Annotated in this window: 11 protein-coding genes; 6 read left to right on the forward strand and 5 right to left on the reverse strand. The window is 71.2% G+C overall.

Annotation, left to right across the window (positions count from 1 at the left end):
- Window positions 1-15: 15 nt before the first annotated feature.
- The 3 genes from CLV68_RS20410 to CLV68_RS20420 form a co-directional block, all read right to left on the reverse strand.
- The gene (locus tag CLV68_RS20410; protein WP_121392518.1) at window positions 16-387 is read right to left on the reverse strand and encodes a MerR family transcriptional regulator; all 372 of its coding nucleotides are present in this window, start codon (window positions 385-387) and stop codon (window positions 16-18) included.
- 8 nt (window positions 388-395) lie between these two features.
- Entirely contained in the window at window positions 396-1,367 is a 972-nt protein-coding gene (locus CLV68_RS35720; RefSeq protein ID WP_211346697.1) for an MDR family NADP-dependent oxidoreductase, read from the reverse strand.
- Window positions 1,368-1,433: 66 nt separating this feature from the next.
- Window positions 1,434-3,575, reverse strand: coding sequence for an ATP-binding protein (locus CLV68_RS20420; RefSeq protein ID WP_121392520.1), 2,142 nt, complete (start codon window positions 3,573-3,575; stop codon window positions 1,434-1,436).
- Window positions 3,576-3,857: 282 nt separating this feature from the next.
- Here CLV68_RS20420 and CLV68_RS20425 point away from each other — a divergent pair, with 282 nt between their 5' ends.
- The 6 genes from CLV68_RS20425 to CLV68_RS20450 all read left to right on the forward strand — a co-directional run bounded on the left by CLV68_RS20425 (window position 3,858) and on the right by CLV68_RS20450 (window position 11,163).
- On the forward strand, window positions 3,858-5,456 hold the full coding sequence (locus CLV68_RS20425) for a helix-turn-helix domain-containing protein (protein WP_211346698.1): 1,599 nt from the start codon (window positions 3,858-3,860) through the stop codon (window positions 5,454-5,456).
- Window positions 5,457-5,597: 141 nt separating this feature from the next.
- Window positions 5,598-6,329 carry a hypothetical protein gene (locus CLV68_RS20430; RefSeq protein ID WP_121392522.1) on the forward strand — a complete coding sequence of 244 codons (732 nt, stop codon included), beginning with the start codon at window positions 5,598-5,600 and terminating at the stop codon, window positions 6,327-6,329.
- Window positions 6,330-6,480: 151 nt separating this feature from the next.
- Window positions 6,481-8,067, forward strand: coding sequence for an SGNH/GDSL hydrolase family protein (locus tag CLV68_RS20435; protein WP_121392523.1), 1,587 nt, complete (start codon window positions 6,481-6,483; stop codon window positions 8,065-8,067).
- Window positions 8,068-8,149: 82 nt separating this feature from the next.
- Window positions 8,150-8,629 carry a DinB family protein gene (locus CLV68_RS20440; RefSeq protein ID WP_121392900.1) on the forward strand — a complete coding sequence of 160 codons (480 nt, stop codon included), beginning with the start codon at window positions 8,150-8,152 and terminating at the stop codon, window positions 8,627-8,629.
- 121 nt (window positions 8,630-8,750) lie between these two features.
- Window positions 8,751-9,719, forward strand: a complete 969-nt coding sequence (locus CLV68_RS20445) for an SGNH/GDSL hydrolase family protein (RefSeq protein WP_147460085.1) — start codon at window positions 8,751-8,753, stop codon at window positions 9,717-9,719.
- Between the two features lie 226 nt (window positions 9,720-9,945).
- Window positions 9,946-11,163, forward strand: coding sequence for a glycosyltransferase (locus CLV68_RS20450; protein WP_121392525.1), 1,218 nt, complete (start codon window positions 9,946-9,948; stop codon window positions 11,161-11,163).
- Window positions 11,164-11,218: 55 nt separating this feature from the next.
- On the opposite strand, the gene bla is transcribed toward CLV68_RS20450, so the two are convergent.
- Both bla and CLV68_RS20460 read right to left on the reverse strand, forming a co-directional pair.
- Window positions 11,219-12,124: a class A beta-lactamase gene (gene bla / locus CLV68_RS20455; RefSeq protein ID WP_121392526.1), complete on the reverse strand. Its 906-nt coding sequence runs from the start codon at window positions 12,122-12,124 to the stop codon at window positions 11,219-11,221.
- Entirely contained in the window at window positions 12,112-12,543 is a 432-nt protein-coding gene (locus CLV68_RS20460; protein WP_121392527.1) for a VOC family protein, read from the reverse strand. Before CLV68_RS20460 ends, bla begins: the two co-directional genes overlap by 13 nt.
- Window positions 12,544-12,661 lie beyond the last annotated feature (118 nt).

Below are 12,661 nucleotides of genomic sequence, written 5' to 3' on the forward strand. Positions count from 1 at the left end.
ACGGCTTGGAGTCCGTCACGGGTTCCTGACGGAGGTGCGGGCCGCGAGGCGGTCGCGGCGGTCGGTGAGGCGGGCGATCTCGGCGTCCATGGCGGCCAGGCGGCGGTGGACGGTGCCGGTGGTTTGGGTGCACACGGCGGAGGCGTACTCGGGGAGGGTGTCGCCTTCGATGAGGTGCAGGCGGTCGGCGCTGGCCCGGATGTCCTCGATGGTGAGGCCCAAGCCGAGAAGTTGGCGGATGATGCGGACGCGTTCCACGTCGCGGTAGGTGTAGCGGCGCTGGCCGGTGTGAGAGCGGTCCGGCGGCGGCAACAGGCCGCGTTCCTCATAGAGCCGCATGGCGCGGGGGGTAGTGCCCGCTGCTGTTGCCGCGTCGCCGATCCGCATCTGGCCTCCTAGAGTTCCACGACCACCGTGCCCAGGTGGCGTCCCTCGAACACCTCCTGCAACGCGCGGGGCGCCGCGTCGATGCCCGGGACGCGCACATGGGGGAACGTCAGCGCGCCGCTGCGCAGCCAGCCGCCGAACCTGACCAGCCACTCGTCGCGTTCGTGCTGGTCGGGGCGGGTGGTCACGCCGTGCAGGCTGATGCCGCGCAGGATCAGCCCGAAGCTGTCGATCTCCACCGGCGCCTCAGTGCCAGAGCCGTCCACCTGCCCGGCCAACGCCCCGACCATCGCCACCCGCGCCCCCGGCCTGGCCACGTCGAGCACCGCCCGCAGGTGCGCCCCGCCCACGTTGTCGATGATCACGTCCGCCGCCTCGACCGGCTCCGCACCCACGACGAACGCCGCGTCGAACCCGAGCTCGTCCACCACCCGCCGCGCCTTCTCCCGCGTCCGCGCCGTGGCCACGACCCGGCCAGCGCCCAGCACCCGGGCGAGCTGACCCGCGATCGACCCGACCCCGCCACCCCCCGCCGTGACCAGGACCGTCTCACCCGCCCGCAGCTTCGCGAACCGCGTCAACGCCGCGTACGCCGTCCACGCCGACCCCAGGTGCGCCACCGGATCCGGCAACGCGTCCCCCAACGGCGTCACCCCCGCCGCGGGCACCACGACCTCCTCGCGCCACCCGGCCCAGTGCGACACCAACTCCCCCACCCGCCGCCCAGCCCCATCCCCAACCGCGACGACCTCCCCCACCGTGATCGACGGCGGCACCTCCCCGACCCACACCGGCGGCAACGGCGCCCCCTCGACACCTCCCGCGAACAACGTCCGCAACCGCGCCGACACCTGGAAGTACCGGTTGCGCACCAACACCTCCCCCGGCCCCGGCTCCCCCACCGCCACCTCGACGACCTCGAAGTCCTCCGGCCTGGGCAACCCCTCCGGCACCGCCACCAACCGAACCACCCGACCCACGACAGCCCACCTCTCCCCCACGCGACCACCACGCGGGCGCGGGCACGCTAACCCCTCACCCGCGGGTCAAGGGCAAGCCTGGAGTCGCCGACTGATCCTCTCGGCCAACTCCGGGCGGTTCTGCCCCGTGGCCAGGTCGAGCGCGCGGCGCCAGCAGGCCGCGGCCTCGGTGATGGAGCCCAGCGTGTGCAGGCTCTCCGCGAGCTTGTCGAGCACGACGGCCTCGTGGAAGACGTTGCCGAACTCGGGGAGCAGCTCCAGGCACCGGCGGTAGTGCTCGACCGCGTCCTCGTGCCTGCCCTGCCGCGCGGCGACCGAGCCGAGGTCGCTCAACGCGTAGGCGACCCCCTCGGTGTTGCCGATCTCGCGGTGCAGGGCCAGTCCGTACTCCAGGTACCGCGCCGCCGCGTCGTACTCGCCCGCGTCCGCGTGGTAGAGCCCCAACTGGCCGAGGACCTCCGCCTCCCACACCCGCAGTCCCGCCGTCTGGCACAGCTCCCGCGCGCGGCGCAGGCTGCTGATCGCCGCCGCGCGGTCACCCGCCTGGTCGTGGGCCCCCGCCATGGCGCGCAACGTGGCGACCTGGCTGGGCAGCGACCCCACCCGCTCGGCCAGTTCCGCCGCCTGGGCCAGGTGGACCACGGCGGTGGCGTGGTCGCCGCGGGCCAGCTCCACGTACCCGAGGTGGCGGTGGGTGACGGCCAGGACGGCGTCCACGTCGCGGTGGCGCCCGATCAGCTCGGCCGCGGCCAGCGCGGCCCGCCAGCTCGCCTGGCCGTCCGGTCGTCCCTGGCGGTGGTGGAACCCGACCAGCGACCACGCGATCTGCCACGCGGCCTCGGGCAGGCCCCGGCGCAGCGCGTACTGCTGGGTGTCGAGCAGCCCCTGGTGCTCGACCGCGAACCAGGTGATCGCGTCCCGCGCGGTCGCCAACACGACCAGACCGGGATCAGCGCCCCCGACGGGGATCTCGACAGGCGGCCGGTACGGCGCGAGCTTGCGCGCGCCGTCGTGCGCGGTGTGCACGAGGAAGTGGACCAGCCTGTGCACCGCAGTCGTCGTCTCCGGGTCATCGGTCGAGGTAAGACCGCCCGCGTAGAGACGAACCAGGTCGTGCATGCGGTAGCGGCCAGGTGCGTGCTGCCGCACAAGGTGCGCGGCCTCCAGCGCGCGCAGCAGCGATCGGGTCTTCGCCCGCGAGTGGCCGGTGAGCACTACGACCGAGTCAAGTCCGATGTCGTTGCCCGGTGCCGCGCCCAACAACCGGAACAACGCGGCTACCTGCGGCGCGAGCGACTGGTAGGACCAGGACAGCACCGCACGCAGGCTCATACCCGTGTCGCCCACATCCAGACCGTCGAGGCGTTCGGACTCCTCCCGCAACTCCTCGGCCAACCCCGCCAAGGACTGCCCCGGTTGCGTCACCACCCGCGCGGCCACGATGCCCACCGCGAGCGGCAGTCCCGCGCAATAGCCCAGCAGCTCCGCCGCCGCGTCGGGCTCCGCCGCCAACCGCTCGGCCCCGACGTGCTCGGTGAGCAGTTGCCGCGCCTGGGCACCGGTCAACACGTCCAGATCCACGATCCGCGCTCCCTTGCTGATCAGCTCGCCCAACGGCAGCCTGCTCGTCACCAGGACGGCGCACGACGCGCTGCCCGGCAACAACCGCAGCACATCGGCGCAGTCCTTGGCGTTGTCCACCACCACGAGCACCCGTTTGCCCGCCACCAGGCTGCGGTAGGTCGCGGCCTGCGCCTCGACGTCGGCGGGCTGGTTGTCCTCACCTACGCCGAGCGCGCCGAGGAAGCCCCGCAGCGCGCGGGTCGCGGGAACCGGCTGCTCGAAGGACGCGAACCCGCGCATGTCCACGTACAGCTGGCCATCGGGGAAGCGGTCGAGGTGCTGGTGCGCCCATCGCAACGCCAACGACGTCTTCCCGATCCCGCCGCTCCCGGTGACCACCGACAACGGCACCGCGGGCGCGCCACCGTCGACCACCGCGGTCAGCTCGGCCAACTCCGCCCGCCGGTTGACGAAGCACCCCGGCGGCGCGGGCAACTGGCGGGGCGTCGGCCGGTCGACCGCCGGGGTGGGGTGCAGGTGCAGCGCCCCGGTCACCGACCCGATCTGGATCACCGGACCGGTGTGCGACCCGCTGATGTCGTTGACCCTGACCTCGCCCCGCCCCTGGAACTCCCCTTCCGCCATCGGTTCCTCCCAACGCCGTGGCGCACCGTCGCCCCACTCGACCACAGGTGTCCTGCTGCCCGCAGCTGTTCGTGCCGGTGTGACCGGTTTGCGCGACACCTGGTCGTGAGCCTCCGTACACAGTGGTCCGTCACGGCCGCCTGCACCGACGGCCGGGTTGCGCGGTCCTGCACGGGCTTTGAACGCAAGCGGAACCGGAGGGGCGCCTGGGGGTGATGAGTACCGTGTCACCCGGCGTGCCGCGAGGGTCGTGGTGGTCGGGGCGGGGGCGGGAGAACGGTGGTGGGGTCTGCCGGGGCGCGGGAGTTGGGGGAGCGGCTCGCTGAGTTGAAGGCCAGGAGCGGGCGCAGCTACGACAGCATCGGGCGGCGGGTGAACCTGGGGAAGTCGACGGTGCACCGGTACTGCACCGGGGCAGCGGTGCCGGAGAAGTTCGGCGTCGTCGAGCAGATCGGGTTGACCTGCGGGGCCACCCCGGCGGAACTACTTGAGCTGCACCGGCTCTGGGCCCGCGCCGTGGATGCGAGCCCGGAACTCCCCCAGAAACCGCCCAAGCCAGCCGAACCGGACACGCCGCCACCGGCCCGATTACGCAGACGGTGGTGGCCCGCACTGATCGTCGCCGCTGCCGTGCTGGTGCTGATCGGCGGGTCGACGCCGATACCGCCCGCGCCCGTCCCGCAATGGGTCTCCGGTCCTGTGTGGATGCGGCCACCCACCCCGGTGCCGCGGGAGCTGTTCGGGGTCACGATCAACAGCGCGGTGGGCGCGATGCCGTCGTTCCGGGTCGGCGCGGTGCGGCTGTGGGACAGCGGGACGCGGTGGTCGGAGGTCGAGCGGCAGCGCGGCCGCCCCGACTGGACCACGCTCGACCGGCTGGTCGACGGGGCGAACCACGCCGGGCTGCCGGTGTTGTTCGTCTTCGGCGGTACACCCCACTGGGCCGCGCCGAACGGACCACCCACCCCCTACAGCGACAAGTCCTCGTCCGCGCCACCGGACGACCTCGCCGACTGGGACGCCTTCGTCACCTCGGTCGTCGAACGGTACCGGGGCCGGATCGAGTCGTACGAGCTCTGGGTTCTGGGCAACGACAAGCGATTCTACACCGGCAGCGTCGAGTCCCTGGTCGAGATGACGCGGCGAGCGGCGAGGATCCTGCGGGCCACCGACCCCGCCGCCACCCTGGCCTGCCCCGGCATGGGGCAGCTGTGGACGGACGAGGGCATGGCCGTGCTGCGCCGGTTCGCCGAGCTGGGCGGGTACGGGTACTGCGATGTCGCGAGCGTCAAACTGTTCCAGCGCCGCGCTTCCGACCCGCCGGAGTCGGTGCTCGAGCTGACCGACACCGTCGACCGCGAGCTACACGCCCTCGGGCTGCACCCGCCGATCTGGAACACCGGGACGACCTACACCATCCCGCTGGAGGGCAAGCTCGACGAGACCATGAGCCGCAACTACGCGGTGCGGTTCTTCCTCGCGGGTCTGTTCGCCCACGACACCAACCTCGAGCGCATGTACTTCTACAACTGGGGCGGCACCCGCATCCCGCTGGTGTTGCAGGCGGTCGGCGGCGCACCGACCTCGGCGGCCCTGGCGGTGGAGCAACTCCAGGTCTGGCTGGCCGACGCGCGGGTGCAGGGGTGCGGGCGTGGGCGCGGCAGCGGACTGCCGGACGCGGTGTGGCAGTGTGACTTCCTGATCACCGAAGGTGAGCGCGACTACCCGGCCGGCATCCTGTGGACCCACACCGGAACCGCCACCACGACCGCTCCCCCGGGCACCCGCGCCATCCGGCACCTCGACGGCACCACCGACGCCTTGCGCGCGGGCGAGCCGTTGGTCGTCACCGAGGAGCCGGTGCTGGTCGAACGCGGCTGACCGGCGTCCCACGGAACCCCGTCCCCGCAGGTCAGCGCCGAGACGACGTCCCACCGTCCCGTCTTGGTCCGCGGGGCCCGCCGCCTGCCCCGGGCGCTCCTAGAGTCTGGCCACCACAGGCAGTTCGAGGAGAGGACCCCCGTGCGCGTCAGATCGAGACTGCTCACCTTCCTGTCAGCCACCCTGATGCTGACCGGCCTGACCTTCGCGTTGACCCCGACCGTGGCCCAAGCCGACGCCTGCCGAGTCGGTGTGATCTGCGGCGAGGTCAAGAACGAGACCAACCGCACGCTCTACGCGCGGTACAAGGACCACGACAGCGACCCGTGGACCGTGCGGTCCCTGGCCCCCGGGCAGAAGCTGGGCGGGTGCTCGTCGCCGACCAACTGCCTCGACATCGACCAGGTGGAGATCCCCGCGGGCTGCGTCGCGCGGGTCAGCGTCGGCGGCAACGAGCGGTACTTCCCGATGGGCTGGGACCGGTGGAGCTCCGGCGCCTACGTCCGCGTCCTGGAGCTCAGGTGCCGCGACGGCAGGGTGTACGCCTGGGAGAACATCTGGAACGACGAGACCAACGGCGGGCTGAGCTGCAGCTGGCCGGAGGACGACTACAACTGGGGTGACAACTGCGGCAACTTCCGCAACCGCGCCAGCGCCGTGCAGAACAACGGCAGCACCACCTACAACAACGCGATCAACCTCTACTACCACACCGACCACACAGGAGCATGGGCCTGCCTCGGCCCCGCCAGCGTGTGGCGCGACATGCGCTGGAACTACTTCAGCTGGGGCGCGGGCCGCGACGGCTACACCTACTCCATCAACGACCAGGTCGCCTCGTCCAAGTGGGTCAGGACGTGCGGTACCCCGTAGTGGGGTCGAAGGCGGTGGCGTGGCCTCTTCACGGGGCCACGCCACCGCCGTTGATGCTGATCGTCCAGCAGGCAGGACAACAACGGGACACCAGCAACGCCAACCCGTTCGGACCTGTTCGCCCCGTGGCGGCCCATGCCTTCATAGGTCCATGACTGTGGTCAAGCGGCTGGCGGCAATGGCGGTGGCGGTGGCGGTCAGTGTGGTGAGCGCGCCCGCGGCGCTCGGGCAGACCGGGCCGCGGTTCCAAGTCAGCTCGGCGGCCGGGCGTCCCGGGATGGAGGTGGTGCTCAGCCAGGTGGACCCGTGTCCGGCGGGCACCGACAACACCGTCGCCAGGTTCATCGATGCCGCCGGTGGTGTGTTCACCTCGATGGGCACCTGGATGCCCACCAACCCGGACGGGTCGTGGCTGGCCGCACCCAGGTTCCTGCTGCCCGTCAACGGGATGGGCCAGGGTGGCCCTTATCTGCCCAGCCGTGAACCCGTGCCCGGTGCCGGGCAGTTCACCGTCGACTGCCAGCGCGAGGGCGGCACGACCCACAGCTACGAGCCCGAACCCTTCACTGTCACCGCCCGTTCGCCGCGGTTCACCGTCGATCCGCCGCTGGTGCGGCCCGGCAGCACCGTCACGATCCGGTCCACCGACGGCTGTCCGACCGGCCAAGCCGTGCGCGGCCAGATCGGCAATCTCAACCTGCACTTCGCCGAGCCCTTCGACCCGGCCGACGCCTCGTGGCGCGTCGAGGTCGAGATCCCCACCAAGTACCAGGACTTCATGCTCGGCGAGGTCGACTTCCCACTCGGCACCTACGCCATCTCGGCCACGTGCGTCACCGACGGGTCGTGGGCTCCTCTGGCCTACTACGCCACCGGCCTCCTGGAGGTCCGCACCGCTCCCGTCCGCTACATCGCCCTGGGTGACTCCTTCAGTTCCGGCCAAGGCGCGGGCAACTACACCGACGGCTGCTACCGCTCCGGCAACGCCTACGCCCACGCGGTGGCCGTCGGACTCGGCTTCGGCACACCGAACCTCGCGGCCTGTGGAGGTGCGGTCACCGGGGAGGTCACCCAGGCGTCGCTAGGTGGCCAGGCGTTCGAGCTCACCACGCTCACCGAGGCCGTGACGCTCACCGTCGGCGGCAACGACGCCCAGTTCGCCGATGTCATGGCCGCCTGCGTCAGCTCGCCGCTGCACACCGGTGCGGGCTGCGGCACCGACCAGGCGCTCAACGACGACGTCGCCGCGCGTCTGGCCATCCTGGACGGCACGGCCTGGGACCCCATGGACTACCGCCACCGGCCCCTCCTGCACGTGTACCGGACCATCCACGGCCAGGCCCCCAACGCGCACATCTACGTCGCGGGCTACCCAGACCTATTCGGCGACGACTACCGCGACTACACCTTCACCCCGGTCGGCTACGAGTGCTGGTTCGGTGGCCCCTTCATCTCCATCACCTACGCCGACGCACTCTGGCTGAACCAGCAGGCGCTCGCCCTCAACATCAAGATCGGCCAAGCCGTCAACGCCGCCCGCGCCGAAGGCATCCCCATCACCTACGTTCCCCCGACCCCGTTCGACGGCCACGGCCTCTGCGACACCGACACCGCCTGGTTCACCGGCGTCCTCCTCAACCCGGACTGGTCGGTCAACCCGGAAACGTTCCACCCCAACGCGAGCGGCCAGTCCGCCGGGTACGCCCCGGCCTTCCTGGCCGCCATGACCCCGCGGTGACGACTCCGGTGGACCGCCTCCCACTGTGGAGCGACCGGCGGTGGTGCAGGATCTGAGGCACGCCACCCGATCGGAGACCTCCATGGGCCTGTTCGACGTACCCCTGGAAGACGACCGCACCCAGCTCGACGCCGTCATCGAGGACTACCGCGGCGCCATCGAGGCGACTCTCGACGGGCTCAGCGAGGAGCAGGCCCGCCGCAGGCTCGTGCGCTCGGCGACGACACTGCTCGGGCTGCTCAAGCACGTCACCTGGATGCAGCGCGTGTGGTTCGAGGAGTGCGTCGGCGGCACGCCCCGCCGGGAACTCGGCCTGGTGCCGAGCCCCGATGAGTCCTTCCGGCTCGCCGACGACGACACCATCGCCTCGATCACGGCCGCCCACCAGCATGCCTGCGCCACCGCCCGGGCCGCAACCGCCGATCTCCCGCTGAGCACGGTCGTGACCGGCCACCGCGCTGGGCCGCGCACGCTGCACTGGGTGTACCTGCAAGTGCTGCGGGAGCTGGCCCACCACTGCGGACACGCCGACATCCTGCGCGAGCAGGTGCTCGTCGACTGAGGTTGCACGGAGCGTCACTTGGAGGTTCACCGCAAAGAGTGGTGACGACGATCGTCCGCTTGGGACGCACGGTGCCGGGTACCACTTATGGACGGCAGATCCGTGAACCGAGGGAGTGGCGATGAGACGCGCTAGAACACTGCTGACCGCCGTCGTCGTGACGATGGCGACATTCGCACCGGTCGCGCAAGCACAGCAGGCGAGACCGTTGCGCTGGGTGGCACTGGGCGACGCCTACACCGCGGGCGGCATCGACGCGGCAGGCAGAGAGGTCAGTGGCGTGCGCGACGGTTGCGTCCGTACGTCCGGATCTTATCCCGAACTGTTGCGCACCAGACTATCCGGCCGCTACGAGCTGACCAACGTCAGCTGCGCCGGGGCATCGATCGCGAACATCACGTACCAGCCGCAGATGCCTCCCGGCCACCTCATCCCGTTCTTCGACGTGTTCGACCCCGACTTCCCGTTCCCGCCCGTCCCCCGCCAACTCGACGCCGTCACCGCCGACACGGACCTGGTGACCGTCGGGGTCGGCGGCAACACCCTCGGGTTCGTCGAGCTCGTCTTCGCCTGCCTGCAACTGGGCGAGTGGGCCGATCCCGTCGCCGATCACCCGTGCGCCGACCACTTCAGCTTCGGCTGGGACGGCGTCCCCACCATCACCGACCGCCTGTCCCTGCTGGCGGCCGAGTACGACGGCATGCTCACCATGATCCGCAACGCCGCCCCCCGCGCCACCGTCCTCGCCGTGGGCTACCCGACGATCGTCCCCGCCGACCCCACCGCCTGCGACCACGGCCTCACCCCAGCGGGCCTGCGCCACTTCGCCACCGTGAGCTACCCGGACCTCACCTGGCTGCGCACCCAGGTCGTCGAGCAGATGAACCGCGTCATCGCCGAAAGCGCCGCCCGCCAAGGCATCCGCTACATCGACCTCTACACCCCCAGCGACGCCCACGACGTCTGCGAACCCGACGGCGTCAACTGGGTGGAGGGCGTCGTCGACCGAACCGGCCGCTGGGCGATGGTCCGGCCCAACACCAACGGGCACAACAACGCCGCCAACGCCATCCAGGCCGCGCTGGGCTGAGGTCCTCCGCCCATCTCATCGCGACAGTGACAGCCGAAGGTCCCCACCGGCTCCCCGCTGTCGAACACCTGGCGCGACGCGATCCGATGTGGATGTGGAGCATGGAGGAAGCCCCACTCCCCTCCACCTCAACATATAGCGCACCGGGGGGCTTGTGGCAAGACCCCGGGTGTGCCGCACAATTGCCCGCGCTATGGCCAGGAGCTGGGGAAATGGAGATCCAGAAGTGCGTGTGCTGTTGACGACGTGGGGATCGCGTGGGGACGTCGAGCCGCTGGTGGGGCTCGCGGTGGCGTTGCGGGGGCTAGGGGCGGAGGCGCGGTTGTGCGCGCCGCCGGATGGGGAGTTCGCGGGGTTGGCGGAGCGGGTCGGGGTGGAGTTCGTGCCGTTCGGGCCGTCGGTGCGGTCGGTGGTGGCCAATCCGAAGCCGCCGACGGCCGAGGACGCGTTCAAGCTGGCTCCCGCGCTGGTGGCGGCCCGGTTCGAGACGTTCGCCGCGGCCGCCGAGGGGTGTGACGCGCTGGTGGCGACCGGGCTGATGCCCGCGGGGGCGCGGGACGTGGCCGAGAAGCGGGGCATCCCGTACGTGCTCGCGTGCTTCCACCTGCTCGGGTTGCCGTCGCGGCACTCGTCCCCCGGGCAGCGGCCGGGCACGCCGTCCCCGGACGGGGAGACCGACAACCGGAAGCTGTGGGAGCAGGACGCCCAGCGGGTGAACGCGCTGTACGGGGCGGCGCTCAACAGCGGCCGGGCGGCGATCGGCCTGCCGCCGGTGGACAACGTGCGCGACCACGTCTTCACCGACCAGCCGTGGCTGGCGGCCGACCCGACGCTGTGCCCGTCGGAGGGCAAGACCGACCTGGACGTCGTGCAGACCGGGGCGTGGACCCTGCCCGACGACCGTCCACTCCCGACTGACCTGGCGGCGTTCCTGGACGCGGGCGCCCCGCCGGTGTACGTCGGGTTCGGCAGCATGGCGTCCTACATCCCGAAGGACATCGCCCAGGTGGCCATCCAGGCGGTCCGGGCCCACGGCCGCCGTGTCGTCCTCGCCCGCGGCTGGGCGGGCCTGGCAGCGATCGACGACGCCACCGACTGCTTCGTCGTCGGCGATGTCAACCAGCAGGCGCTGTTCCGCCGGGTTGCCGCCGCGGTGCACCACGGTGGCGCGGGCACCACCACGACCGCGGCCCAGGCGGGTGCGCCCCAGGTGATCGTGCCGCAGATCGCGGACCAGCCCTTCTGGGCCGCGCGCATCGCCGCCCTGGGCATCGGCGCCGCCCACGAAGGCCCCGCCCCGACCTTCGAGTCCCTGTCCGCCGCCCTCACCACGGCGCTGACCCCCGAGACCCGCGCCCGAGCGACCGCCGTCGCCAGCACGATCCGCACCGATGGAGCCACGGTGGCCGCGAAGCTCCTTGTGGCTGCGGCAAGTCGGAACTAGCTGCCGATCGGATGGCCGTGGCAGTGCCTGAATGGACTGCCACGGCCAACCTCGCTCAGCCGAACACACGCGCCACGACCCGTGCGGTATCGGCGACCAGTGCGTCCGAGCGTTCGGCGCCTTCTTTGTCGCGGCTTGTCAACACGGCGATGACGATCGGATCCCGGCCCGGCGGCCACAGCACGGCGATGTCGTTGCGACCGCCGTAGTCGGCGCTACCGGTCTTGTCACCGACGGTCCAGTCGCGGGGCACGCCAGCTCTGATGACGTCTTTGCCGGTGGTGTTGTTGCGCAGCCAGTCGTTGAGCAGCATCTGGTCCTCTTCGGACAGTGCACTTCCGACGGCGAACTGGCGAAGGTTCGTCGCCATGGCCCGGGGCGTGCTGGTGTCCCTCGGGTCTCCCGGAATGGCCGAGGAGAGGTCGGGTTCGTACCGGTCGGCGGACGTGACCTGGTCGCCGAGCGCGGCCAGGCCCGCCTTCAGTCCCGCGGGTCCGCCGATGCGCCGCAGCAACAGGTTTCCCGCCGCGTTGTCGCTGTACCGCACCGCCGCGTCACACAGTTCGCGCCAGGTCATCGTGCCCCCGACCGCCCGTTCGACGACCGGCGAGTTGGCCACCAGGTCTGCCGCGCGGATCGGCACCGACTCCTCAAGTTGCTGCGGCGTGGTCGCGTCCAGCACCAGGGCCGCAGCGAACGCCTTGAACGTCGACGCGTACGCGAACCGCTCATCCGCCCGGTAGGCAACCGCGCGCCCGCGCCCGGTGTCCACCGCGTACACCCCGAGCCGCGCGTCGTACTTCCCCTCCAACTGCGCGAACTCACGCACCAGCGCGGCATCCACCGCCTCGGCGCTGGAAGCAGTCGTCGTCCCGGCAGGCGGCGCACCACCCGAAACCTGCCCCGCCGAACACCCCGCGACCAGCACCGCCACAACCCACAAGCACCTCAGTCCAGACAAAACTCGTTGCCCTCAACGTCCTGCATCACGATGCACGACTCGTTGTCATCATCGGCAAGCAGCAACCGCACCCGCGTCGCCCCAAGCGCGATCAGCCGCGCGCACTCAGCCTCCAGCACAGCCAACCGCTCCTCCCCCACCAACCCAACCCCGACCCGGACGTCGAGGTGCACCCGGTTCTTGACGACCTTCCCCTCCGGAACCCGCTGGAAGTACAACCGCGGCCCCACCCCCTCCGGATCCCCACAGGCGAACGCCGCCCCCCGCCGCTCCCCAGGCAGCGACAGATCAAACTCCGCCCAAGACCCAAACCCCTCCGGCGGCGGCGCGCCATACCCCAACACCGCACACCAGAACCGAGCAACCCGCTCAGGCTCCGCACAGTCGAAGGTGACCTGGACCTGCTTGACCGACCCCATGCCCCCACCATAACCCCGCACGTCGCGGTCGCCTTCGCATTTGATGTTCCGGACGGTGCCCCTGGCGTCAATGGGGTGGTGTCGCGCTTGCGGGCGTCGCTAGGCTCGGGGTAGCAGT

It is taken from the genome of Actinokineospora cianjurensis (assembly GCF_003663795.1).
Taxonomy (GTDB): domain Bacteria; phylum Actinomycetota; class Actinomycetes; order Mycobacteriales; family Pseudonocardiaceae; genus Actinokineospora; species Actinokineospora terrae.

Bases quoted from the DNA above. Each gene is read 5' to 3' on its own strand.
- CLV68_RS20435 (WP_121392523.1), top strand. From the start codon at position 6,481: ATGACTGTGGTCAAGCGGCTGGCGGCAATGGCGGTGGCGGTGGCGGTC.
- CLV68_RS20460 (WP_121392527.1), bottom strand. From the start codon at position 12,543: ATGGGGTCGGTCAAGCAGGTCCAGGTCACCTTCGACTGTGCGGAGCCT.
- CLV68_RS20445 (WP_147460085.1), top strand. From the start codon at position 8,751: ATGAGACGCGCTAGAACACTGCTGACCGCCGTCGTCGTGACGATGGCG.
- CLV68_RS20420 (WP_121392520.1), bottom strand. From the start codon at position 3,575: ATGGCGGAAGGGGAGTTCCAGGGGCGGGGCGAGGTCAGGGTCAACGAC.
- CLV68_RS20440 (WP_121392900.1), top strand. From the start codon at position 8,150: ATGGGCCTGTTCGACGTACCCCTGGAAGACGACCGCACCCAGCTCGAC.
- CLV68_RS20410 (WP_121392518.1), bottom strand. From the start codon at position 387: ATGCGGATCGGCGACGCGGCAACAGCAGCGGGCACTACCCCCCGCGCC.